This is a genomic window from Dermatobacter hominis (assembly GCF_020715685.1).
In the GTDB taxonomy this organism is placed as follows: Bacteria; Actinomycetota; Acidimicrobiia; order Acidimicrobiales; family Microtrichaceae; genus Dermatobacter; species Dermatobacter hominis.
In genome coordinates, this window is sequence record NZ_CP085840.1 from 951,762 (window position 1) to 971,369 (window position 19,608).

At 74.0% G+C, this 19,608-nt stretch carries 21 protein-coding genes; 9 read left to right on the top strand and 12 right to left on the bottom strand.

Annotation, left to right across the window (positions count from 1 at the left end):
• The first annotated feature begins 63 nt into the window (after positions 1–63).
• Positions 64–894, top strand: a complete 831-nt coding sequence (locus LH044_RS04455) for a phytanoyl-CoA dioxygenase family protein (protein ID WP_227758595.1) — start codon at positions 64–66, stop codon at positions 892–894.
• Positions 891–1,700: a serine hydrolase domain-containing protein gene (locus tag LH044_RS04460; RefSeq protein ID WP_227758596.1), complete on the top strand. Its 810-nt coding sequence runs from the start codon at positions 891–893 to the stop codon at positions 1,698–1,700. The genes LH044_RS04455 and LH044_RS04460 overlap by 4 nt, the downstream gene beginning before the upstream one ends.
• Positions 1,701–1,709: 9 nt before the next feature.
• Here LH044_RS04460 and lgt read toward each other — a convergent pair whose 3' ends face one another.
• The 8 genes from lgt to LH044_RS04500 all read right to left on the bottom strand — a co-directional run bounded on the left by lgt (position 1,710) and on the right by LH044_RS04500 (position 8,544).
• Entirely contained in the window at positions 1,710–2,897 is a 1,188-nt protein-coding gene (gene lgt / locus LH044_RS04465; protein ID WP_227758597.1) for a prolipoprotein diacylglyceryl transferase, read from the bottom strand.
• A 9-nt stretch (positions 2,898–2,906) separates the two neighbouring features.
• Positions 2,907–3,695, bottom strand: coding sequence for a hypothetical protein (locus tag LH044_RS04470; RefSeq protein WP_227758598.1), 789 nt, complete (start codon positions 3,693–3,695; stop codon positions 2,907–2,909).
• A gap of 35 nt (positions 3,696–3,730) precedes the next feature.
• Entirely contained in the window at positions 3,731–4,714 is a 984-nt protein-coding gene (locus LH044_RS04475; protein WP_255626090.1) for a glycosyltransferase, read from the bottom strand.
• A gap of 46 nt (positions 4,715–4,760) precedes the next feature.
• Positions 4,761–5,240 (bottom strand): CarD family transcriptional regulator, encoded by a 480-nt coding sequence (locus LH044_RS04480; protein WP_227758600.1) that lies wholly within the window; start codon positions 5,238–5,240, stop codon positions 4,761–4,763.
• Between the two features lie 129 nt (positions 5,241–5,369).
• Complete coding sequence (locus LH044_RS04485) at positions 5,370–6,206, bottom strand: maleylpyruvate isomerase family mycothiol-dependent enzyme (protein WP_227758601.1); 837 nt, start codon at positions 6,204–6,206, stop codon at positions 5,370–5,372.
• 74 nt (positions 6,207–6,280) lie between these two features.
• A complete protein-coding gene (locus tag LH044_RS04490; RefSeq protein ID WP_227758602.1) occupies positions 6,281–6,742 on the bottom strand; it encodes a DUF4262 domain-containing protein in 462 nt (153 codons plus the stop codon).
• 174 nt (positions 6,743–6,916) lie between these two features.
• Positions 6,917–7,453, bottom strand: coding sequence for an RDD family protein (locus LH044_RS04495; RefSeq protein ID WP_227758603.1), 537 nt, complete (start codon positions 7,451–7,453; stop codon positions 6,917–6,919).
• Positions 7,450–8,544 carry a hypothetical protein gene (locus tag LH044_RS04500; protein ID WP_227758604.1) on the bottom strand — a complete coding sequence of 365 codons (1,095 nt, stop codon included), beginning with the start codon at positions 8,542–8,544 and terminating at the stop codon, positions 7,450–7,452. The genes LH044_RS04495 and LH044_RS04500 overlap by 4 nt, the downstream gene beginning before the upstream one ends.
• Before the next feature lie 156 nt (positions 8,545–8,700).
• Between LH044_RS04500 and LH044_RS04505 the strand changes: the two genes are divergently transcribed.
• Positions 8,701–9,195 carry a CAP domain-containing protein gene (locus LH044_RS04505; protein ID WP_227758605.1) on the top strand — a complete coding sequence of 165 codons (495 nt, stop codon included), beginning with the start codon at positions 8,701–8,703 and terminating at the stop codon, positions 9,193–9,195.
• 39 nt (positions 9,196–9,234) lie between these two features.
• Here LH044_RS04505 and LH044_RS04510 read toward each other — a convergent pair whose 3' ends face one another.
• Complete coding sequence (locus LH044_RS04510) at positions 9,235–9,588, bottom strand: hypothetical protein (RefSeq protein ID WP_227758606.1); 354 nt, start codon at positions 9,586–9,588, stop codon at positions 9,235–9,237.
• 182 nt (positions 9,589–9,770) lie between these two features.
• Between LH044_RS04510 and LH044_RS04515 the strand changes: the two genes are divergently transcribed.
• From LH044_RS04515 to LH044_RS04530, 4 genes are all read left to right on the top strand, one after another.
• A complete protein-coding gene (locus tag LH044_RS04515) occupies positions 9,771–10,463 on the top strand; it encodes a response regulator transcription factor (RefSeq protein WP_227758607.1) in 693 nt (230 codons plus the stop codon).
• Positions 10,460–11,485 (top strand): sensor histidine kinase, encoded by a 1,026-nt coding sequence (locus LH044_RS04520; RefSeq protein ID WP_227758608.1) that lies wholly within the window; start codon positions 10,460–10,462, stop codon positions 11,483–11,485. Before LH044_RS04515 ends, LH044_RS04520 begins: the two co-directional genes overlap by 4 nt.
• Before the next feature lie 95 nt (positions 11,486–11,580).
• Entirely contained in the window at positions 11,581–12,984 is a 1,404-nt protein-coding gene (locus LH044_RS04525; protein ID WP_227758609.1) for a DUF4153 domain-containing protein, read from the top strand.
• A gap of 97 nt (positions 12,985–13,081) precedes the next feature.
• Entirely contained in the window at positions 13,082–13,360 is a 279-nt protein-coding gene (locus LH044_RS04530; RefSeq protein WP_227758610.1) for a DUF1905 domain-containing protein, read from the top strand.
• 147 nt (positions 13,361–13,507) lie between these two features.
• Here LH044_RS04530 and LH044_RS04535 read toward each other — a convergent pair whose 3' ends face one another.
• Positions 13,508–16,276 carry a vitamin B12-dependent ribonucleotide reductase gene (locus LH044_RS04535; protein WP_227758611.1) on the bottom strand — a complete coding sequence of 923 codons (2,769 nt, stop codon included), beginning with the start codon at positions 16,274–16,276 and terminating at the stop codon, positions 13,508–13,510.
• A gap of 483 nt (positions 16,277–16,759) precedes the next feature.
• Between LH044_RS04535 and LH044_RS04540 the strand changes: the two genes are divergently transcribed.
• Entirely contained in the window at positions 16,760–17,518 is a 759-nt protein-coding gene (locus LH044_RS04540) for a dihydrofolate reductase family protein (RefSeq protein WP_227758612.1), read from the top strand.
• 37 nt (positions 17,519–17,555) lie between these two features.
• Here LH044_RS04540 and nrdR read toward each other — a convergent pair whose 3' ends face one another.
• A complete protein-coding gene (gene nrdR / locus LH044_RS04545; RefSeq protein WP_227758613.1) occupies positions 17,556–18,023 on the bottom strand; it encodes a transcriptional regulator NrdR in 468 nt (155 codons plus the stop codon).
• A gap of 81 nt (positions 18,024–18,104) precedes the next feature.
• The gene (locus tag LH044_RS04550) at positions 18,105–18,563 is read right to left on the bottom strand and encodes a LysM peptidoglycan-binding domain-containing protein (protein ID WP_227758614.1); all 459 of its coding nucleotides are present in this window, start codon (positions 18,561–18,563) and stop codon (positions 18,105–18,107) included.
• A 387-nt stretch (positions 18,564–18,950) separates the two neighbouring features.
• Here LH044_RS04550 and lexA point away from each other — a divergent pair, with 387 nt between their 5' ends.
• Entirely contained in the window at positions 18,951–19,604 is a 654-nt protein-coding gene (gene lexA / locus LH044_RS04555; RefSeq protein ID WP_227758615.1) for a transcriptional repressor LexA, read from the top strand.
• Positions 19,605–19,608 lie beyond the last annotated feature (4 nt).

Sequence of the window (19,608 nt, forward strand, 5' to 3'; positions counted from 1 at the left end):
CATCGTACCTGCGTTCGAGCGGGTGAACCGAAGCCGCCCCGGCGACGGCCGCCGGTGCGGGCGATGACGACGACATCGGGGGGCGACGTGACGACGGTGCAGGACCACGTCAGCGAGATCGAGGAGCACGGGGTGACCTGCCTGCGCGGGGTGCTCGACGCCGACGGCGTCGCCGCGCTGCTGGACGACCTCGCCCGCATCGAGCGGGAGGAGGACATCCGCCCGGCCGGGAACGACTTCGAGGGGACGAGCACGCTGCGGGCCTACAACCTGCTCCGCCACGGCCCGCTCTGGGAGGCCGTCCCGGTCCATCCCGACGTCCTTCCCGTGGTGGAAGGCGTGCTCGACCGGGGTTGCCTCGTGTCGAGCCTCTCGTCCATCCGCATCCGCCCCGGCGAGACCGCGCAGCCGCTGCACGCGGACGACCAGCTGATCCCGCTGACGCCGCCGCACCCGCCGGTCGTCTGCAACACGATGTGGGCGCTGACGGACTTCACGCCCGAGAACGGCGCCACCCGGATCGTCCGCGACAGCCACCTCTGGGGAAAGCCCACCTACGGCGGTGACCACCCCACCGAGCCGGCGGTGATGCAGGCCGGCGACGTGCTCGTCTGGAACGGCAGCCTCTGGCACGCCGGCGGGGCCAACACCACCGACCGGGACCGGGTCGGCATCGCGATGAACTACTGCGCCGGCTGGGTGCGCCAGCAGGAGAACCAGCAGCTCGGCCTGCCCCAGGCGACCGTGGCGCGCTTCTCGCCCCGGCTCCAGGAGCTCGTGGGCTACTCGGTGTACCAGGGCCTGATCGGCCACATCGAGCGGCGCTCCCCCGCCGAGCTGCTCGAGGCCGACGGCGAGGACGGCCCCACCTCGATGGTGTGGGACCGGGTGTGAGCCTCCTCGAGGCGATCGACGGCTGGGGCGCCACCTTCGCCGCCGCCGCGGTCGCCCGGGCCGGCGTCACCGTCGAGGCCCACGGCGACACCCGGCGGCCCGTCCGCGTGGCGTCGATCACCAAGCTGCTCACCGCCTGGGCCACGCTCCTCGCGGTCGAGGAGGGCGCCACCGCCCTCGACGCACCTGCCGGTCCCTCCGGCGCCACCGTGCGGCACCTGCTGTGCCACGCCGGCGGCTACGACTTCGACACGCAGGCGGTCCTGGCACCGCCCGGGACCCGCCGGATCTACTCGAACACCGGCTACGAGGTCCTCGCCGACCACGTCGAGGCCGCCACCGGCATCCCGTTCGCCGACTACCTGGCCGAGGGCGTGCTGCAGCCGCTCGCGATGGGCTCGACCGAGCTCAGGGGCTCCCCCGCCGCGGACCTCTGGTCCGACGTCGACGGCCTCCTCCGCTTCGCCGCCGAGACCCGGGCGCCGGCGCTCCTGCACCCGACCACCGTCCGGGACGCGCTGGCGCCCTGCTTCGAGGACCTCGACGGCGTGCTCCCCGGCTGGGGCCAGCAGCGGCCCTGCTGGTGGGGCCTCGGCCCCGAGCTCCGGGGCACCAAGTCGCCGCACTGGACCGGCGCGACGGCCCCGCCCACCACCTACGGGCACTTCGGCGGGAGCGGCACGTTCCTCTGGATCGACCCCGAGGCCGACCTCGCGTGCGTGGTGCTCACCGACCGCGGGTTCGGCGACTGGGCCGTCGCGGCCTGGCCGCCGTTCTCCGACGACGTGCGCGCCGCCTGGGGCTGACCGCGCCGATCAGCGGGCGGTGTCGTCGGCCGCGTCGTCGGGGCCGGGTGCAGCCGGGTCGGCCGGATCGCCGGCGGGCTCGACGTCCTGCGCCGCGACCTCGTCGACCGAGGTCTCCTCGACCGCTGGCTCGACCTCGAGCTCGGACTCCTGGACCTCGTCGACCTGGACCTCGTCGACCTGGACCTCGTCGACCTGGACCTCGTCGAGCTCGGCGTCGTCGTCGACCGCGGTGGCGACCGCCGTCGTGCCGGCGCCGGCCGCCGCGGCCTCCTCGGCCGCCCGCTGTGCGACCGGGCCCCTGACTCCGCAACCGCCGACGATCTGGACCATCGAGTCCCCCGATCGCAGCCGTTCGGTCGCCTCGCGGTCGACCGGGTCGCCCCGCCAGAACAGCCACAGCGTGCCGCCCACGATCGCGAGGAGCGCCGTCCAGATGTTGACCCGGAGCCCCAGGATCCGGCTCGCGAAGTCGTCGCGCAGCGCCTCGACCCACAGGCGGCCCAGGCCGTAGCCCAGCACGTACACCGCCAGCCACCGGCCCCGCTTGAGGACGACCTTGCCGCTGGCCCACACGATGAAGCCGGCGAGGCCGAGGTTCCACAGCAGCTCGTAGAGGAACGTCGGGTGGAACGTCGTCGAGGTGAGCGACTCCGCCGGGCGGAACTCGGGGTCGATCTGGAGGCCCCACGGCAGCGAGGTCGGCCGGCCGTAGAGCTCCTGGTTGAACCAGTTGCCGAGCCGGCCGATCGCCTGCGCCGTCGGGATGGCGGGGGCGGCGGCGTCGGCGGCGATCCGCCAGTCGATCTTCAGGTAGCGGCACGTCAGCACGCCGGCGATGACGCCGAGCAGGACGCCGCCGGGGATGCCGAGCCCGCCCTTCCAGATCATGAAGGCGTCGGGCCACCACCGGCCATCGGAGTACTTGTCGGAGAAGTCGGTGATGACGTGGTAGAGCCGGGCGCCGATCAGGCCCGCCGGCACGGCGATGAGGGCGATCGTCGTGATGTCCTCGGGGTCGCCGCCGTAGGACGAGTAGCGGCGCCGGGCGATCCACACCGCGGCGAGCACGCCGAGGGCGATCATCAGCCCGTACATCCGGAACGACAGCGGACCGATCGTCAGGTCCCGGAACGGCGGGCTCGGGATGGACGCGAGCAGGTCGGCGGAGGCGAGCGCGGTCATGTGGAGGGACATGATGGCCGCTCAGGGCGTCGAGGTGGAGGGAATCCGGCTCTGCAGGCCGTCCTGGGACCCGGCGACCGTCGTCGTCGTCGTGCCGCTGCCGGACCCGGTCCCCTGGACCTCGTCGTCACCCGGCAGGTTGCGGTCGGTCCAGCTGAAGGCGTCGTCGGGGAGGCACACGGCGGCGAGGGCCATCAGCGCGTTCGCCAGCGTGCCGTCGTCGGCCGCGGGGTTCACGGTCTGGCCGAACGCCCACGCCCGGGCGAACGGGTCGAGCAGGTCCTGCTTCGCGAGCCCGTCGGCGAGGCACACGGCCTCCTTCGACTGCATGTCGCTGTCGCCCATGAACAGGCTCGCGACGGCGTCGCGCATGTCCACGCAGCCGGCGAAGTTCGACGCGACGATGTCGCGCTCGGCGTCGGTCAGGTCGATGTCGTTGAGCGAGGCCCCGCTCGTCGCCGGCCGGTAGCCGAGCTCCGACAGCCGGGGCGGACCGAGCGTGTCGACGATCCGGGTCGCCGCGCACGCCGCCTGGTCCGCCGGCGGGACCCACAGGTCGAGGTCGGCCTCGCTCGCGGTGAAGTCGTACTCGAGGCCCTCGATCAGCAGCTCTCGCGGCACGGGGCCGGTGTCGGGGAACGTCGGGGGCTGGCTGGGCGCGGCGTCGGCGCCCTCGACCTCGCGGGCCGGGCCCCGCTCCTGCGGGAGGCAGCCGGTCGCCACGACCACCAGGGCCCCCAGTGCGCACGCGACGGCCAGCACCGGGCGGAGCAGGCGCGGCCGCACGACGAGGCGACGGGGACGGGACACGGTGTCCGAGGGTAGCGGCGGTGCCCCCACGACCGTCAGCGGTCGGCCGCCGAGCTGAGCAGCGCCTCCCACGTCGACGCGAGCCGCGCGAGGTCGTAGCGGTCCCGCACGCGCGCCGCCGCGCCGTCGCCCCGGCGAGCGACCTCGTCGGCCCCGGCGGCGACGGCGTCGGCGAGGTCGGTCCAGCCCGTGCCCGCGTCCACGAGGCCCGCCATGGCGCCGTCGGGGCGGCCCACGACCGCCAGGCCCGCGCCGGCGGCCCGTAGGGCGGCGGGGGGCGGTCCGGCCCGACCGCCGACCACGACCACGAGGTCGGCGGCCGCGACCGCCAGCTCGGCCCGGTCGGGCTCCTCGCCGTCGCCGAAGCGCACGACCCGGTCGTCGACCGGCTCGACCTCGGTCCGGGCGATGCCGAGCCGGTCGGCCTCGGCGCGGGCGGCCGCCAGGACGGTCTCGTCGCCGGACAGGTGGGCGACCAGGCCGTGCTCGGCCAGCCCCAGCTCGCGCCGCGCCGCGGCGCGGCGGGCGGCCGTGATCACGGCGACCGGCGGCGCGCCGTACGGGATGACGTGGACGTCGGCCGGCTCGATGCCCCAGCGCGACCCGACCGCGGCGTCCGCCTCCGAGGTCACCACGATCGCATCGGCGCGGCCGACGAGCCGCGCCGCCCGCGAGGGCACCGGACCGTCGAGCCAGCGCTCGGCCTCGGACCCGAGGGCCAGCACCGTGGGCGGTGCGCTGCGGATCGGGGCCAGCCCGGCGGCGGCCGCCGGTGCCTCGCCGCGGAGCACCACGACGTCGGCCCAGCGCTGCTCGCGCCGCAGCTGCGTGTGGGCGGCGAGCGAGCGGGCCGACGGGCTCATCGTCGGCACCACGCCGGCGAGCCCGGCCTGGCGACCGGGGGCGAGGGCGAGGGTCCGGATCTCGACGCCGGCGGCGGTCAGCGAACGGTGGAGGTCGAGCGCCGCCCGTCCGTCGTCGCGGTCGTCGGTGTCCGCCAGGACCTGCAGGACGCGCATGCCGCGTGATCCGTCAGCCATGTTCGGCGCGCCGGCCCGCGGGGTGTCAGCTGAGCTGCTGCTCCACCTGGGCGAGCGCGTCGTCCTCGCTGACGTCCAGGGCGAAGCTCAGCTCCGAGACGAGCACGCTGCGCGCCTTGACGAACATCGACTTCTCGCCCGCGGACAGGCCCTTGGCCTGGTCGCGGAGGGCGAGGTTCCGGACGACCTCTGCGACCTGGTACACGTCGCCGGACTTCAGCTTCTCCTGGTGGTTCTTGAACCGTCGGCTCCAGTTGGCCGGCTCGCGCACGTCCTTCTTGCCGAGCAGCTCGAAGAGGTCGTCGACCTCCTCCTTGCCGATCGGGGGCCGCATGCCGACGTCGTCCGCCTTGTCGACCGGCACCGACAGCGTGAGCTCGCCATGGGCCATCTCGAGCACGAGGTACTCGGTGGTCGTGCCGTTGATCTTGCGCTTCTCACGCTTCTTGATCACGGCCGCACCGTGGTGCGGGTACACAACGCGGTCGCCGACGTCGAATGCCACTGCGGGGTTCCTCACGGGGTCGAGGGAGAGGACGGGTCCAGCCGGTCCGGGCCCGGACCTGACGAACGGGCAATGGTACCACCGGGTCGAAATCCGGTCGACGCGGCACCCGGGCGGTCCAGCCCCTCCTCAGATGACGTACGCCAGGTTGCGCACGATGCGCTCGCCCAGCTCGGCGTCGCCCTCGATGCGGACGCGGCCGGCGTCGATCAGGTCCTGCGGGCTCCGGCGGCCCCCCGCCAGCCGGATGAAGGCCGGCAGGTCGGTGGCGATCGTGGTCGTCGGCGGATCGGGCAGGTCGTCGACGACGCGGGCCCGGCCCTCGACCGCCACGTCGATCGTGCGGGGCGGGTCGTCCGAGCCCGGCACGGAGAGCTCGAACCGCACCGACGATCCGTCTGGCGCTCCGCCGCGCTTGCCGACCACGAACCCGATCGCCCCGAGCACCTCGGTCAGGGCCCGTTCGGCGACCGGGCCGTCGAGGCCCCCGGGCCGACCGACCGCCTCGCGGACGTCCTGCTCGTGGAACCAGACGTCGAAGGTGCGGACCTGCAGGAACCGCGCGAAGGGCACGGTGCCGGCGGGGCTCCACCCCTCGGCGGCGAAGTCCTCGGGCGACTTCGCGGCGAGCTCGCGGCGACGGCGGTCCGCCAGGGCACGCAGGTCGTCGAGCAGCTCGTCGGCGGTGCGGCTGCGCAGCGACTCGATCCAGGCCTCGTTCATCCGGCCGATGTCGTTGCGCACGTGCTGGTCGTCGAAGTCGACCTCGGGCGTCGGCGCGCCGTCGAGGGCTGCCTCGAAGCTCACGACGTGGGCCACGACGTCGTGGACGTCCCACCCGGGGCAGTCGGTCGGTGCGGACCACTCCCCCGGCTCGAGCGACGCCGCCAGGTCGGCGAGCTCGGTGAGGGCGGCCACGGCGTCGTCGGACACCGCCTCGGGGGTCATCGGTCGGGGGACGCTCACGGTCCGAGCCTGCCACAGCCGCCCTCGTCCCCGGCGGGCCGGAGCGGCGGCGCCGACCTGCGCCGTCGCCGAGGTCAGCCGTTGCCGACGAGCAGCGGCTGGCGCAGGAACCAGGCCGGGTCGTCCGAGCGCTCCGGGTACCGACCGTCGACGTCGGCCCAGACGATCTGGAGCGTGGCCGGCCACCGCTCGCCGAGCTCCGCCATGACCTCTCGTCCGAGGTTGAACCAGTCGCCCTGGCTGAGGAACAGCTCGTCGACCTCGCGGAAGCGCAGCGCCATCGGGCCGACGCGCACGCCGTCCCGCCCGCGGAGGTCGACGCCCGCCGCGACCTTGTCGGCCATGGCCTGGACGATGGCGCCGGCCAGCGGCGCGTCGAGCCCGACGACGATCAGCTCGGGGTGCCCGAAGGACCGGGTCAGCCCCACGCTGTACGCCCAGTCGCACCCGGTCCGGTCGCCGGTCACGGCGGCCACCGTGTAGCCCACGTCGTCGATGTCCTGCTTGAAGGTCTCCACGACCTCGAACGCTCCCATGGCCGCAGTGTGACGAACCCGTCGCCGCCTGTCTGCAGTCGGTTCGGACCATCCTGTGACCGGTCCGCGCGGCCCGGTGGGCAGATGTCCTGCGGCCCCCGGTCGGGCGGACCAGTCCGGCGCTCCGGAGCGGGTCGTCCGGCTCAGCGCCGGCGGCCGCCGGCCCTGGCCGGCTCACACCGCAACCGGATCGGCCTCCTGCTGGCGCGCCAGGAAGCGCCAGCGCGCGCTCCGCGCGTCCCACGAGTACACGACGGCCGTGCCGGCGATCTTGTCGTGCAGCGCGCGCCGCTCCTTGCCGAAGATGATCGGGAGGAACCCGATGCCGAGGGTCAGGAACGACAGCGGCAGCGCGAGCGTGCGGAGGACGGCGTTGCGGCCGGACGCGGGCGACCCGTCGGCGCGGACCACGCGGATGCCGAGCAGCGCCATGCCCGGGGTCTTCCCGCTCACGGACCAGGGGTACGAGTAGTAGACGAACAACCAGAGCAGCAGCAGCGAGCCGGTGAAGAGCGCATCGGGATCCCACTTGAAGGCGTCCGAGGTCACCAGCGCGATGGCCCACGCCACGATCGCGCTCCCCAGCGCGAAGAGGCTCGTGGCGATGGTCTGGTCCAGCGCGAAGGCCGCCAGCCGGGTCGCCGCGCCGGCGTAGTGGCCCTGCATCGACACGGCCCGGGTCGGATCGGCACCGGTGACGCCCCGGCTCACGGCGACGCCCCCTCTCCCTGCTCGGAACCGTCGTCGTCGGGCGGCCCGGACCCGTCGCCGGGCGGGCCGGACCCGTCGCCGGGCGGCCCGGACCCGTCGCCCACGGCGATCTCCACGACGACGTCGCCCGGCCCGGCCGGCAGCGCCAGGTGGCGGTCCACGAGCAGCGGCGGCCCCGCCGGCAGCTGGTCGTAGTCGCGTCGGAGGAGCCGGTTGGCGATCCGGCCGATCAGCGAGTCGATCGACACGCCCTGGGACCGGACGGCGTCGAGCGCCTCGGACGCCGCACCACCGGTGGAGCGCACGATCACCGCACCCATCTCCGTGTTCGCGATCAGCGCGTCGACGTCGATGCGGTCCATCACGGCGTTCAGGTCGAGCTGCGCGAGCACGGCGTTCAGGTCGATCACCGCGAGGAGCTCGTTGAGGTCGACGCCGGCCAGCAGCCCGTCGAGGTCGACCCCCACGAGGAGCGCGTCGAGGTCGACGTCGACGAGCAGCGCGTCGAGGTCCACCCCGGCGAGCAGCGCGTTGAGGTCGACGCCGGCGAGCAGGGCGTTGAGGTCGACGCCGGCCAGGAGGGCGTTGAGGTCCACCTTGGTGAGCAGGGCGTTCAGGTCGATCCGGTCGAGCAGGGCGCCGATGTCGATCCGGGTGAGGATCCCGTCGATGTCGACGCGGCGGAGGATGCCGTCGATGTCGACCCGCGACACGATGCCGTCCACGTCGACCCGGCCGACGATGCCGTCGACGTCGACCCTCGAGATCAGGCCCTGCACGTCGACGGCGGCCAGGATCGAGTCGAGGTCGATCGCGTCGACGATGCCGGGCGTGAAGCGCCGGATCGTCTCCTTGGCCGCCGGCACCCCGTCGGTCGCGATGCCGTCACGGACGGCCTGACCCTCGCGTGCCAGCGGTCGGGTCAGCCAGCGTGCCGCGCCCTCCAGCACCCGCGCCGGCGGCGACGCCGCCACCGTCGAGGCCACTCCCCCCGCCACGCGGACTGCCACCGACGCGGCGCCGAGGGCCGCGTCCAGACCCCAGCTCTCCTCGGCCGTGTCGTCGGCGACGGGGACGGGTCTCTCGCTCACCACCCGAGATCATGGCCGACGAGGGAACCGAAGTGGGCAGATCCACCCGGAACCGGTCCGAACGGCCCGACCGGGGCTCAAGTCGGGCCGGGTTCGCACCGACCACTCGGGGACGACGCACCCATCCGACGACTGCGCCCTCGGAGGACCCCCGACATGACCCGCAACCGCACCGCCGTGATCGCCCTCGCGACGGCGATGGTGCTCGCGCTCGGCGCCTGCACCGCCAGCGTCGCCGGCCCGCCGCCGACGGCCCCCGAGGGGTGGGAGTCCGAGATGCTCGGCGCCATCAACGCCCACCGGGCCAACGTCGGGCTGCCCCCGCTGGCCTGGTGCGCCACGCTCGCCGGCGCAGCCCAGTCCCACTCGCAGGACCAGGCCAACCGGATGACGATGACGCACACCGGCTACGACGGCTCGACGATCGGGACCCGGGCGAACCGCGCCGGCTACGTCGGCTGGCGCAGCCTGGCCGAGAACGTGGCCGCCGGCCAGACCTCGGTCGGCCAGGTCATGACGAGCTGGATGGGCTCGTCCGGCCACCGCGCCAACATCCTCGGCGGCTCCACCCACGTCGGCTTCGGCCAGGCCCGAGGCGCCAACGGCGTCATCTACTGGACGCAGGACTTCGGCTCCGGCGGCCGCTGCTAGCCGCACGACCCGAGAACGGGGTCGTGGCGAGCGGCGCGATCAGGCCGGCTTGGAGACCGAGGCGATCCGGTCCTTGACCCACTGGAGGCTGCCGTCGGCGCCCTGGGCGTCCTGCCAGCCCTCGAGCGCGGCGACCAGGGCCGGGCGGTCGGACACGACCCCGAGCACCTCGACGGTGACGAGGTCGACCGGCAGGTCGGCCACCCAGGTGTCGCCCACCGGGTCGATCCCGCCGGGCTCGACCGGTTCGCGCATGGCGTAGACCTCGCCGGTGTCGGCGACCCAGTTGATCTCCCAGCGGATCCCGTCGGCCGCGAGCCAGTCACGACCGAACTGCTCCTCCTCGGAGGCCCGGCGTCGGGGATCGGCGTCGTAGAACTGTTCGATGTCCATCGTGCTCCCTGCGTCCGGGTCGGACAGTACCGGCCGGGGCGGGCGGGTCGTGCACCACCGGACCTGCACAGGACTTTCACACGTTGCCGCGGACCCGTTCACAGCTGGTTCCGTACCCTCGTGACGTGACTCGGGGAGGAACGGTGGCACCGGGAGCGGCGACCCCGCCCGCCAGGAGGCGGGTGCTGGTGGTGGAGGACGAGGTCGCGATCGCCGAGGCGGTGGCGGCGCGGCTCGAGGCCGAGGGCTACGACGTGACCCTGGCCCACGACGGGCCGAGCGGCGTGGCCCGCTGTGAGGAGCTCGGGCCCGACCTGGTCGTGCTCGACCTGATGCTCCCGGGCATGGACGGCTTCGAGGTGTGCCGCACCATCCAGCGGGACCGACACGTGCCCGTGCTCATGCTCACCGCGCTCGACCAGGAGACCGACCTCGTGGTCGGCCTGCGCCTCGGTGCCGACGACTACATGACCAAGCCGTTCAGCCCCCGGGAGCTGGTCGCCCGGGTGGGCGCGATCCTGCGCCGGACCGATGCCCGGGACGACCTGCGTCCGGGTTCGCTGCGCTCGGGCCCGGTCGAGCTCCGGCCCGGGCCCCGCCTCGCGCTGCTCGACGGCGACCCGGTGCACCTGACCCCGACCGAGTTCGATCTGCTGCTCCACCTCTTCGAGGCCGACGGGTCGGTGTGCACCCGGGACCAGCTGCTCGGCGCGGTGTGGGGCTACCGCGACGGATCGGGCGCCCGCACCGTCGACTCCCACGTCCGGTCGCTGCGCCGGAAGCTCGGCGACGACGTGATCCGCACCGTCCACGCCGTCGGCTACGCGGCCGGCGGACCCGCACCCGATCCCCGAGCCGAGGAGGCGTCGCTGTGAGACCGCTCGACAGCGTCCGGTCGATCAAGTTGAAGCTGGTGATCGTGATCGTCGCCGCGGTGGCGATCAGCGCCGTCGTGAGCAGCGTCGGGTGGCGCACCGGCATCGCCGTCTGGCTCCGGCCTCCGATCGCAGTGTGCCTGTCGCTCTTGCTCGTGTACCCGTTCTCCCGCGGCATCACGTCACCCCTGCGCCAGATGGCCGACGCCGCCACCGCCATGGCCGCCGGCGACTTCAGCCAGCCGATCACCGCCACGTCACGCGACGAGGTGGGTGACCTCGCGAGGGCGTTCGAGCGGATGCGGTCCGAGCTGGCGGAGGTCGACCGTCGGCGCCGGGCGATCATCGCCAACGTGTCGCACGAGCTGCGCACACCGCTCACCGTGCTCCGGGCCCGATTCGAGAACATCGTGGACGGCCTCGAGCCCAACGACGCCGACCACGCGGAGCGCTCGCTCGCCGAGATCGAGCGGCTCAGCGAGCTGGTCGACCGCGTGCTCGACCTCAGCCGCCTCGAGTCGGGCGCGTCGCCGCTGCACCTCGAGCGCTTCGACGTCGGGGCGCTGGTCCGCGACGCGACGGGTTCGCTCCACGCCGACGCCCCCGCCGCGACACTGACCGTCGACGTGAGCGGATGCGACGAGTTCGTGGGCGACCGGGCCCGCATCCACCAGGTCGTGCAGAACCTGGCCGACAACGCGGTCCGCCACGGCGCCGACGGCAGGAACGGCGACAGGACCGCACGGTGCACGGTGACGGCGCGCACGGACCACCGGTCCCTGCGGCTCACCGTGACCGACCTGGGCGACGGCATCCCCGAGGCGGAGCGCGACCTCGTCGTGGAGCGCTTCTACCGCTCGCCCGGTGCCCGGTCCCGCACGACGGGCGCAGGGCTCGGCCTGGCGATCGTCACCGAGATCGTCGAGCTCCACGGCGGGACGATCGAGATCGCCGACAACGAGCCGCGCGGCTGTCGCGTGGACGTCGAACTGCCCGCGCCGAGCGAGGAGCTGCTGCCGTGACCTCCGTCCTGGACACCGGATCCGACGCCGGAGGCCCGCCCGGTACGGCCACAACGACGCCACCGAGGCCGCCGATCGGGCGGTCGGCGCGAGCGGTGGCCGTCGTCGTGCTCGTCGCCGCAGTGGCGGCGGAGCTCGCGATCCGCTCCGTCGCCGGCGGGGTGGCCGCGGCCGCTGCCGTGGCGGTGCTCGCCGTCGGGCTGGCGACGGTCGGCTGGGTGGTCCGCACCGGTGGCCGCCTGCTGCTGCTGGTCGCCGTGGGCCTGTCGTGCTTCCTGGCGCTGCGGGCCGACCCGTGGCTGATCGCCCTGGACGTCGCCGTGATCACCGTCCTCGTGGTCCTGGCGTGCACTGCCGAGCAGGGCGCCCGTCCGTTCGACACGCGGTTCGGCGTGACCGGTCGCCGGGTCGCGACCGGGCTCGCCGAGGTGGCGACCGCGGCGCCCGACGCCGTGCGTCTGGGCCGGTCGCTGGTCCCCGTGTCGTCGGTTGCGCTCCGGCGACGGCTCGGCTCGGTGGCCCGGGGCCTGCTCCTGGCGGTTCCGCTGGTCGTCGTGATCGGCGTGCTCCTTGCGTCAGCCGACCCGGTGTTCGGCTCGATGTTCGGCCTCGACGTCGACGTCTCGGGCGTGCCGCTCGACGTGCTGGTCGTGGTGCTCGGCGCGTGGCTCGCCACCGGCTGCTTCGTGCAGGCGTCGCGACCGCCGCAGCTGCGCAGCGACCGGACACCGCCGATCGGGCCGGTCGAGGGCATCGTCGTCACCGGCTCGCTGACCGCCGTGTACGGCGTGTTCGCCTGGACCCAGCTGCTGGTGGCCCGGCGCGGGCCCGGGTACGTCGTCGAGACGACCGGGCTCACCTACGCCGAGTACGCCCGGTCGGGGTTCTTCCAGCTGCTGTGGGTGGCCGGGCTGACGGCCGTCGCCCTGTTGTCGTTGCGCAGCCTGGTCCGCACCGACGAGCCGCAGGCCCGCATCTCCCTCGCCGTCCTCGGCGCGGTCGTGGCCGGGCTCACGCTCGTCGTCGTGCGGGCCGCGATCGTGCGGCTCGACCTGTACGAGGCGGCGTTCGGGCTGACCGCCCTCCGGTGGTGGAGCAGCGCGGCGGCCTGGTGGCTCGGCGCGGTGTTCGTCCTCCTGGGAATCGCCTCGGCCTCCCGGGCGTTCGGCGGTGCCCGACCGGCGCGCGAGTGGCTGCCCATGGCGATCGGCGCCTCGGTGGTCGTCGCTGTGGTCGCCATCAACGTCGTGGACCCCGACCGCACCATCGCCGAGCACGACCTCGACCGCGCCGAACGTGGGCTCGAGCTCGACAGCGCCTACCTCGCGACGCTCTCCGACGACGCTGTCCCCACCCTCGTGGCGGCCACCGCGACCCTGCCGAGGGAGCAGGCCCGGGAGCTCGCAGCGCGGCTGTGCGCCCGGGACCGCTCCGACGAGCCGAGCTGGAACCGGTCCGACCGGGCCGCCCACGATGCCCTCGCCCAGCTCTGCGGCTGACGAGCTGTTCGGCTGACGGGTCGTCCCTCAAGGCCGATCCCGGCGAGCCGGCGGTCGGGCCGGGCAGACTCCGGAGACCCGCAGACCAGGAGGTCCGATGTCGCCGCTCGACCACACGTTCACGACCGAGCTGCAGCGGAGCACCGCCAAGGGCGGTTGGACCTACGTCGTGATGCCGGGATCGGCCGACCTGCTCGGCACCCGCGGTCGGGTGAAGGTCCGCGGGACCGTGGACGGCGAGCCGTTCGAGACGTCGTTCATGGCGCTCGGCGACGGGACCCACAAGCTCCCGGTGAAGGCGGAGCTGCGCCGGAGGATCGGCAAGGGCGAGGGCGACACCGTCACGGTCCACCTGCAGGAGCGGCTGTCCGGCTGACCGGCTGTCCAGCTGACGGGTCGGCCGCCTGACGGGTCGGCCGGCTGACGGGTCGGCCGCCTGACGGGTCGGCCGGCTGACGGGTCGAGCTGAGCCGCCGTCGGGCGCGGCGCCGTCCTCGACGAGCGCCCGACCAGCGGTCGCGCGTCAGCTGCAGCCGCTCGTCGTCCCGCACTCCTGGCACACGAAGCACGACCCGGCGCGGGTCATCTGCACGCCGCACGTCATGCACAACGGCGCCTCCGCGGCGGGGCGGATCGGGTCGGTGTGCAGCTCGGGCTGGCGCGACGGCGCCGACGAGGGCGTCGGCGGGTCGGACGGGGCGTCGGTGCCCTGGACGGTCGGCGTCGTCGCCTCCTCCACGCCCGGCAGCGTGGGCTGCAGGCGCTCCGACGTGCCGAGGATGCCGAGCTCCACCCGTTCGTCGTACGGGATGTACTCGAGCGCCAGTCGGCGGAACAGGTAGTCGACCAGGCTGTTGGCGATCCGCACCTCGGGGTCGTCGGTCATGCCGGCCGGCTCGAAGCGCATGCCCACGAGCGCCGCGACGAACGCCCGCAGCGGCACGCCGTACTGGAGCCCGTGGCTCACCGAGATGGCGAAGGCGTCCATGATCCCGGCCAGCGTCGAGCCCTGCTTCGACACCCGGATGAACAGCTCGCCCGGGCGACCGTCGGCGTACTCGCCGACGGTCACGAAGCCCTTGCAGTCGGCCACGCGGAACTCGAACGTCTTCGACGTCCGCGTCCGGGGCAGCCGCTCGCGCACCGGACGGGCCACCTGCTCGACCACCTGCGACGCCGCCTCGGCGGGCGTGCCGGCCGCCGCCGCACCCTTGCCGGTGCTGAGCGGCTGGGCCACCTTGCAGTTGTCCCGATAGAGCGCCACGCACTTGATGCCCGTGCGCCAGGCGTCGACGAGCAGCTGCTCGATGTCGGCGACCGAGGTGTCCTCGGGCACGTTGACCGTCTTCGACATGGCACCGGAGAAGAACGGCTGGATGGCCGCCATCATCCGGAGGTGCCCGCCGTAGGAGATCGTGTTGTCGCCCATGGCGCAGGCGAAGACCGGCAGGTGGGCGGCGTCGAGGTCGGGGGCGCCGACCGCGGTGTGGTGCTCGGCGATCCAGCCGACGATCCGCTCGACGGCCTCGTCGGAGTAGCCGAGGCGGCGCAGCGCCCGCGGCACGGTCTGGTTGACGATCTCGAGGGAGCCGCCGCCGACGAGCTTCTTGTGCTTGACCAGGCCGAGATCGGGCTCGATGCCGGTCGTGTCGGCCCCCATCATGAACGAGATGGTGCCGGTGGGCGCCGCCACCGAGAGCTCGGCGTTGCGGGCGCCCGATTCCTGGATGCGCGACAGGGCGTCGGCCCACAGCCGCACGAGGTGCTGGTTGAGGTCGGGCTGGCCCTCGACCGCGTCGACGGCGCGAGCGGCGTCGAGGTGCATCCGGTACACGCCGGTCCAGGCCTCCTCGTCGGCGGCGAACAGCGGCGCCGGCCCGAGGCGGGCGGCGAGCTCGGTCGAGCGGACGGCGGCGGCACCGGTGAGGATGCCGGTGACGGTCGCCGCCCACGCCCGGCCGTCCTCGGAGTCGTACGGGAGGCCGAGGGCCATCAGCGAGGCGCCGAGGTTCGTGTAGCCGATGCCGATGTCGCGGGCGGCCCGGGCCTCGGCCGCGATCTTGTCGGTCGGGTAGTCGGACGCCCCGACGAGGATGTCCTGCGCGGTCACCACGACACGGACGGTGTGCTCGAAGCCCTCGGCGTCGAACGTGCCGTCCTCGGCCAGGTAGGACAGCAGGTTGATCGAGGCGAGGTTGCACGCACTGTTGGCGAGCCGGAGGTGCTCGGAGCAGGGGTTGCTCGCCTCGATGCGGCCGGCGCTCGGCGTCGTGTTCCAGCGGTTGATCGTCGTGTCGAACTGGACGCCCGGATCGGCGCACTCCCAGCTCGCCTCGGCGATCTCGCGGAGGATCTGGCGGGCGGGCACCCGGTCCACGACATCGCCCGTCGTGCGGGCGGTGAGCTCCCAGTCACGTCCATCGAGTGCGGCCTGCATGAACTCGTCGGTCAGGCGGACGGAGTTGTTGGCGTTCTGGTACTGGATCGAGAACGAGTCGGCGCCGTCGAGGTCCATGTCGAACCCGGCGTCGCGCAGCACCCGGGCCTTGCGCTCCTCGACCGCCTTGCACCAGATGAACTCCTCGATGTCGGGGTGGTCGGCGTCGAGGATGACCATCTTGGCGGCGCGCCGGGTGGTGCCCCCGCTCTTGATCGTCCCGGCCGACGCGTCGGCGCCTCGCATGAAGCTGACCGGGCCCGACGGCGTGCCGCCGCCGCTCAGCAGCTCCTTGGACGACCGGATCTTCGACAGGTTGGCGCCTGCCCCGGATCCGCCCTTGAAGATGACGCCCTCCTCCTCGTACCAGTTGAGGATCGAGCCGAGGTCGTCGTCGACGTCGAGGATGAAGCACGCGGCGGCCTGCTGGCGGGCCCCCGGCGTGCCGATGTTGAACCACACCGGCGAGTTGAACGAGACCCGTTGGTGCAGCAGCAGCCACCGCAGCTCGTCCGCGAACGTGTCGGCCTCGTCCCGGTCGGCGAAGTAGCCGTCGCGGTCGCCCCACTCGGTGATGCGGCCGACGACCCGGTCGATGACCTGGCGCAGCGACCGCTCCCGGCGGTCGGTCCCCAGCGGCCCCCGGAAGTACTTCTGCGTGACGATGTTCGAGGCCGTCACCGACCACGACGACGGGAACTCGACGCCGGTCTGCTCGAACGCGACCGCGCCCGTGCGGAAGTCGGTCAGGCGGGCGTCGCGCCGGTCCCAGGCCACCTCGTCGTACGGCGAGCGCCCGGCGGTCGAGAAGCGCCGGCCGAGTCGGACGTTCGTGTCGGGTGGCGTGAGGCTCACGGAGCTGCTCCTGGTCGGCGAGGTGTGGGGGCGGGTGGTCGGGACCGGTGGCGCGGGCCCCCGGAGGCGACGGAGCGCCCGAGGTGGTGTGGACCACCTCCGGCGACGTCACGACCATGGTGCTCGGCCCGTGTGACAATCCGTCGGGTCGGTGGCGGGGGAACCGTTGGGGTCGAGCGCGGACGACCGGGCAGAGGCCGGACAGGACCACCCGCCGACCGCGAGGTCGGCGGGGCCCAGACCCCCAGGAGTCGCCCGACCCGACGGATCGGGAGGGCGTCAGCCACCATTCCGGCCGCCCGCGCCACGGCCCGCAGCGACGGACACTACGAAGACCTGCCTGTGGGTCAAAAGGGGAACAAGGTGTGGATTTCTCCCCCATTTTCCCACAGGCGGGCCGGATCGAGTCGTCGGTCGAGGGGCTGGGGACCCACCCGTCCGGCGGCTCCCGAGCCGTCGAAGGGCGCCTCTAGGGTCTGTCCCATGCGCCAGCTCCTGCCGACCGCGACCGAGGTCGACGACCCCCTGGCCGTCCTGGCCGACGACGACCGTCCCGCCCCGGAGGACCGGCCCTGGGTCATGGCCAACATGGTCGAGAGCGTCGACGGCGCGTTCGCCGTCGAGGGCCGCTCCGGCGGCCTCGGCACGCCGGGCGACAAGGCGGTGTTCCACTCGCTGCGGGCGCTGGCCGACGTCGTGCTCGTCGGCGCCGGGACCGCCCGGGCAGAGAACTACCGCCGGCCGACCGCGGTGGCCGCCGCCGCGGCGGTCCGGGCCGAGCGCGGGCAGGAGCCGGCGGCCCGGCTGGTGCTCGTCAGCCGCTCGGGGCACATCCCGCCGGACCAGCGGTTCCTCGAGGGGCCGGGGACGGACCCGCTCGTCGTCCACTCGCAGGAGCTCGACCCCGCGCAGCTGCCGAACGGCGTCGAGCCGCTGGAGTGCGGGGCCCCCGACGGCGGGGTCGACCTCGTCGGCCTCCTCGGCCGGCTCCGCGGGATGGGGACGCGGTGGGTGCTGTGCGAGGGCGGACCCGGCCTGCTCGGCCAGCTCCACCGGGCCGATCTCGTCGACGAGCTCTTCGTGACGATCTCGCCGTCGATGGTCGGCGGCGAGGACGTCGGGATGCTCGGCCACGGCCCGCCGCTGCAACGGCACCGCCGCCTGCACCGGCTGTGGCACGACGAGGACGACGCGCTGCTGGCGACCTACCGGCGCCGCGACGACGGCGCCGAGGGCGGCTGAGGCCGGACCGCAGCGCTCGACAGGGCGGCGCGACGGGTCAGGACGGGAGCGGCCCGGGCGGCTCCACGAGGAGCTGGATCTCGCGCTCGAAGTCCTCGGGGCCCTGGAAGCCCTTGTACACCGACGCGAAGCGCACGGCGGCCACGCCGTCGAGGTGCCGCAGCTCCTCGAGCACCAGCGCGCCGACCTGCGCGCTCTCGACCTCGCCGCCACGGACGGCGAGGCGGTCCTCGACGGTCGACAGGAGCGAGTCGAGCACCGCCGCGTCGATCGAACGGCCCTTGCACGCGGAATCGAGCCCGGAGCGGACCTTGGCGCGCTCGTACGGCTCGCGGCGACCGTCGCGCTTGACGACGACCAGCGAGACCTCGCCGATGCGCTCGAAGGTCGTGAACCGCGTGGCGCAGTGCTCGCACTGGCGCCGACGGCGGATCGTGCTGCCGTCCTCGGCCGCGCGGGAGTCGACCACCCGGTCCTCGAGTCCACCGCAGCTGGGGCACCGCACGGCGCCGACCCTACCCGGCGGCGAGCCGGGCCCCCGTGCCGGCACCGGCCCACGACCTTCGAGCGCTCCCCAGCGATCGGCTCAGTCGAACGAGGCCGGGAGCCGCAGCTCCTGGCCCACCTGCAGCGGGCCCTGGCCGTTCAGGGCGAGCAGGTCGTCGACGGCGGCGCGGCGGTCGATGCCAGGGGCGTAGCGGGCGGCGAGGTCCCAGGCGGTCTCGCCCGGGGCGACCACGTGGACCTGGCCCGACGCCTCGGGTGCGACGTCGAGGGCGCCGGCCACGGCACGGCCGGCCCCGGCGAGCACCTGGACGGCGAGCAGGAGGAGCACGGCGGCCACCACGACGACCGCGGCCCGGCGGACGAGGTAGGTCCGGGCCGACACGGCGGGCGCCGGCGCCAGCTGCGGCCGGGCGGTGGCACCAGCAGCCGGACCGGCAGGGGCCCCGGCGGGACGACCGCCCTGGACGAGGCGGAGCTGCGGGCGTCGGGGGGCGTCGGCGACCCGTTCGCCGGTGCGGAGTTCGATGACTGCGGCCATGTGCTGAGTCTCCCGGTGGGGTGTGACAGTCCTGGTCCGGCCTGGTCCGGTGACCCGGGCCGGGCGCCGGAACGGCGGCCCGACTCCGGGTGGGCCCGGGATCTGGTCGGTGGGTGGCGCCGACCTCTGCGGAGGCCGGGCGAACACCCGTTCGCCACAGCGTGCCCGAACGGGTGTTCGCCGTCAAGGCCCGATCGCACGTACGTTCGAGGAACGCGTGTTCCACCACCTGCGCCGGGAGCCGTGGTACGGTCCAAACACCTGTTCGACCGACTGCTCCTCCCGACCTCGGCGAGGAGCCCGCCCACCCGGGCGGACCGGTGGAGCGGGCGATCGACGAGAGGGCAACGACCCGAGGGCTCAGCGCCCCCGGGCAGAGGAGGAGCGGTGAGCGGAGCGACGGATCCCAGCACGAGCGCCCAGCTGACGCAGCGCCAGCACGACATCCTGGTCTTCATCGAGCGGACGGTCGGCGAGCGCGGCTACCCGCCGTCGGTGCGGGAGATCGGTGAGGCGGTGGGGCTGGCGTCGCCGTCCACCGTGCACTCGCACCTCCACACCCTGCAGAAGCTCGGCTACCTCCGCCGCGACCCGACGAAGCCCCGGGCGATCGAGGTCACCGCCGACACCGCCAGCGGCACGACGGCCGAGCGCCGTCCCACGCGCCACGTCCCGCTCGTCGGCGACGTCGCCGCCGGGACCGGCGTGCTGGCCCAGGAGCAGGTCGAGGAGCTCCTCCCCCTCCCCGCCGACTTCTGCGGCGACGGCGAGCTGTTCATGCTCCGCGTGCGGGGCGACTCGATGATCGACGCCGGCATCCTCGATGGGGACTTCGTCGTCGCCCGGGTGCAGGAGCGTGTCGCCAACGGCGACGTCGTGGTGGCGGGGATCCCGGGCGAGGAGGCGACCGTCAAGACCTTCACCCGCTCCGGGTCGAAGGTGACGCTGCTGCCCGCGAACGAGCGCCTCGAGCCCATGGAGTTCCCCGCCGGCGACGTGTCGGTCTACGGCCGGGTCGTCACGGTCCTGCGCAAGCTCTGATCCC

What these genes read in the sequence shown, in the direction of transcription:
- LH044_RS04510 (WP_227758606.1), bottom strand. Translation starts at nt 9,588, where the DNA reads ATGGACATCGAACAGTTCTACGACGCCGATCCCCGACGCCGGGCCTCC.
- LH044_RS04530 (WP_227758610.1), top strand. Translation starts at nt 13,082, where the DNA reads ATGTCGCCGCTCGACCACACGTTCACGACCGAGCTGCAGCGGAGCACC.
- LH044_RS04505 (WP_227758605.1), top strand. Translation starts at nt 8,701, where the DNA reads ATGACCCGCAACCGCACCGCCGTGATCGCCCTCGCGACGGCGATGGTG.
- LH044_RS04455 (WP_227758595.1), top strand. Translation starts at nt 64, where the DNA reads ATGACGACGACATCGGGGGGCGACGTGACGACGGTGCAGGACCACGTC.
- LH044_RS04475 (WP_255626090.1), bottom strand. Translation starts at nt 4,714, where the DNA reads ATGCGCGTCCTGCAGGTCCTGGCGGACACCGACGACCGCGACGACGGA.
- lgt (WP_227758597.1), bottom strand. Translation starts at nt 2,897, where the DNA reads ATGTCCCTCCACATGACCGCGCTCGCCTCCGCCGACCTGCTCGCGTCC.
- LH044_RS04490 (WP_227758602.1), bottom strand. Translation starts at nt 6,742, where the DNA reads ATGGGAGCGTTCGAGGTCGTGGAGACCTTCAAGCAGGACATCGACGAC.
- LH044_RS04550 (WP_227758614.1), bottom strand. Translation starts at nt 18,563, where the DNA reads ATGGCCGCAGTCATCGAACTCCGCACCGGCGAACGGGTCGCCGACGCC.
- LH044_RS04540 (WP_227758612.1), top strand. Translation starts at nt 16,760, where the DNA reads ATGCGCCAGCTCCTGCCGACCGCGACCGAGGTCGACGACCCCCTGGCC.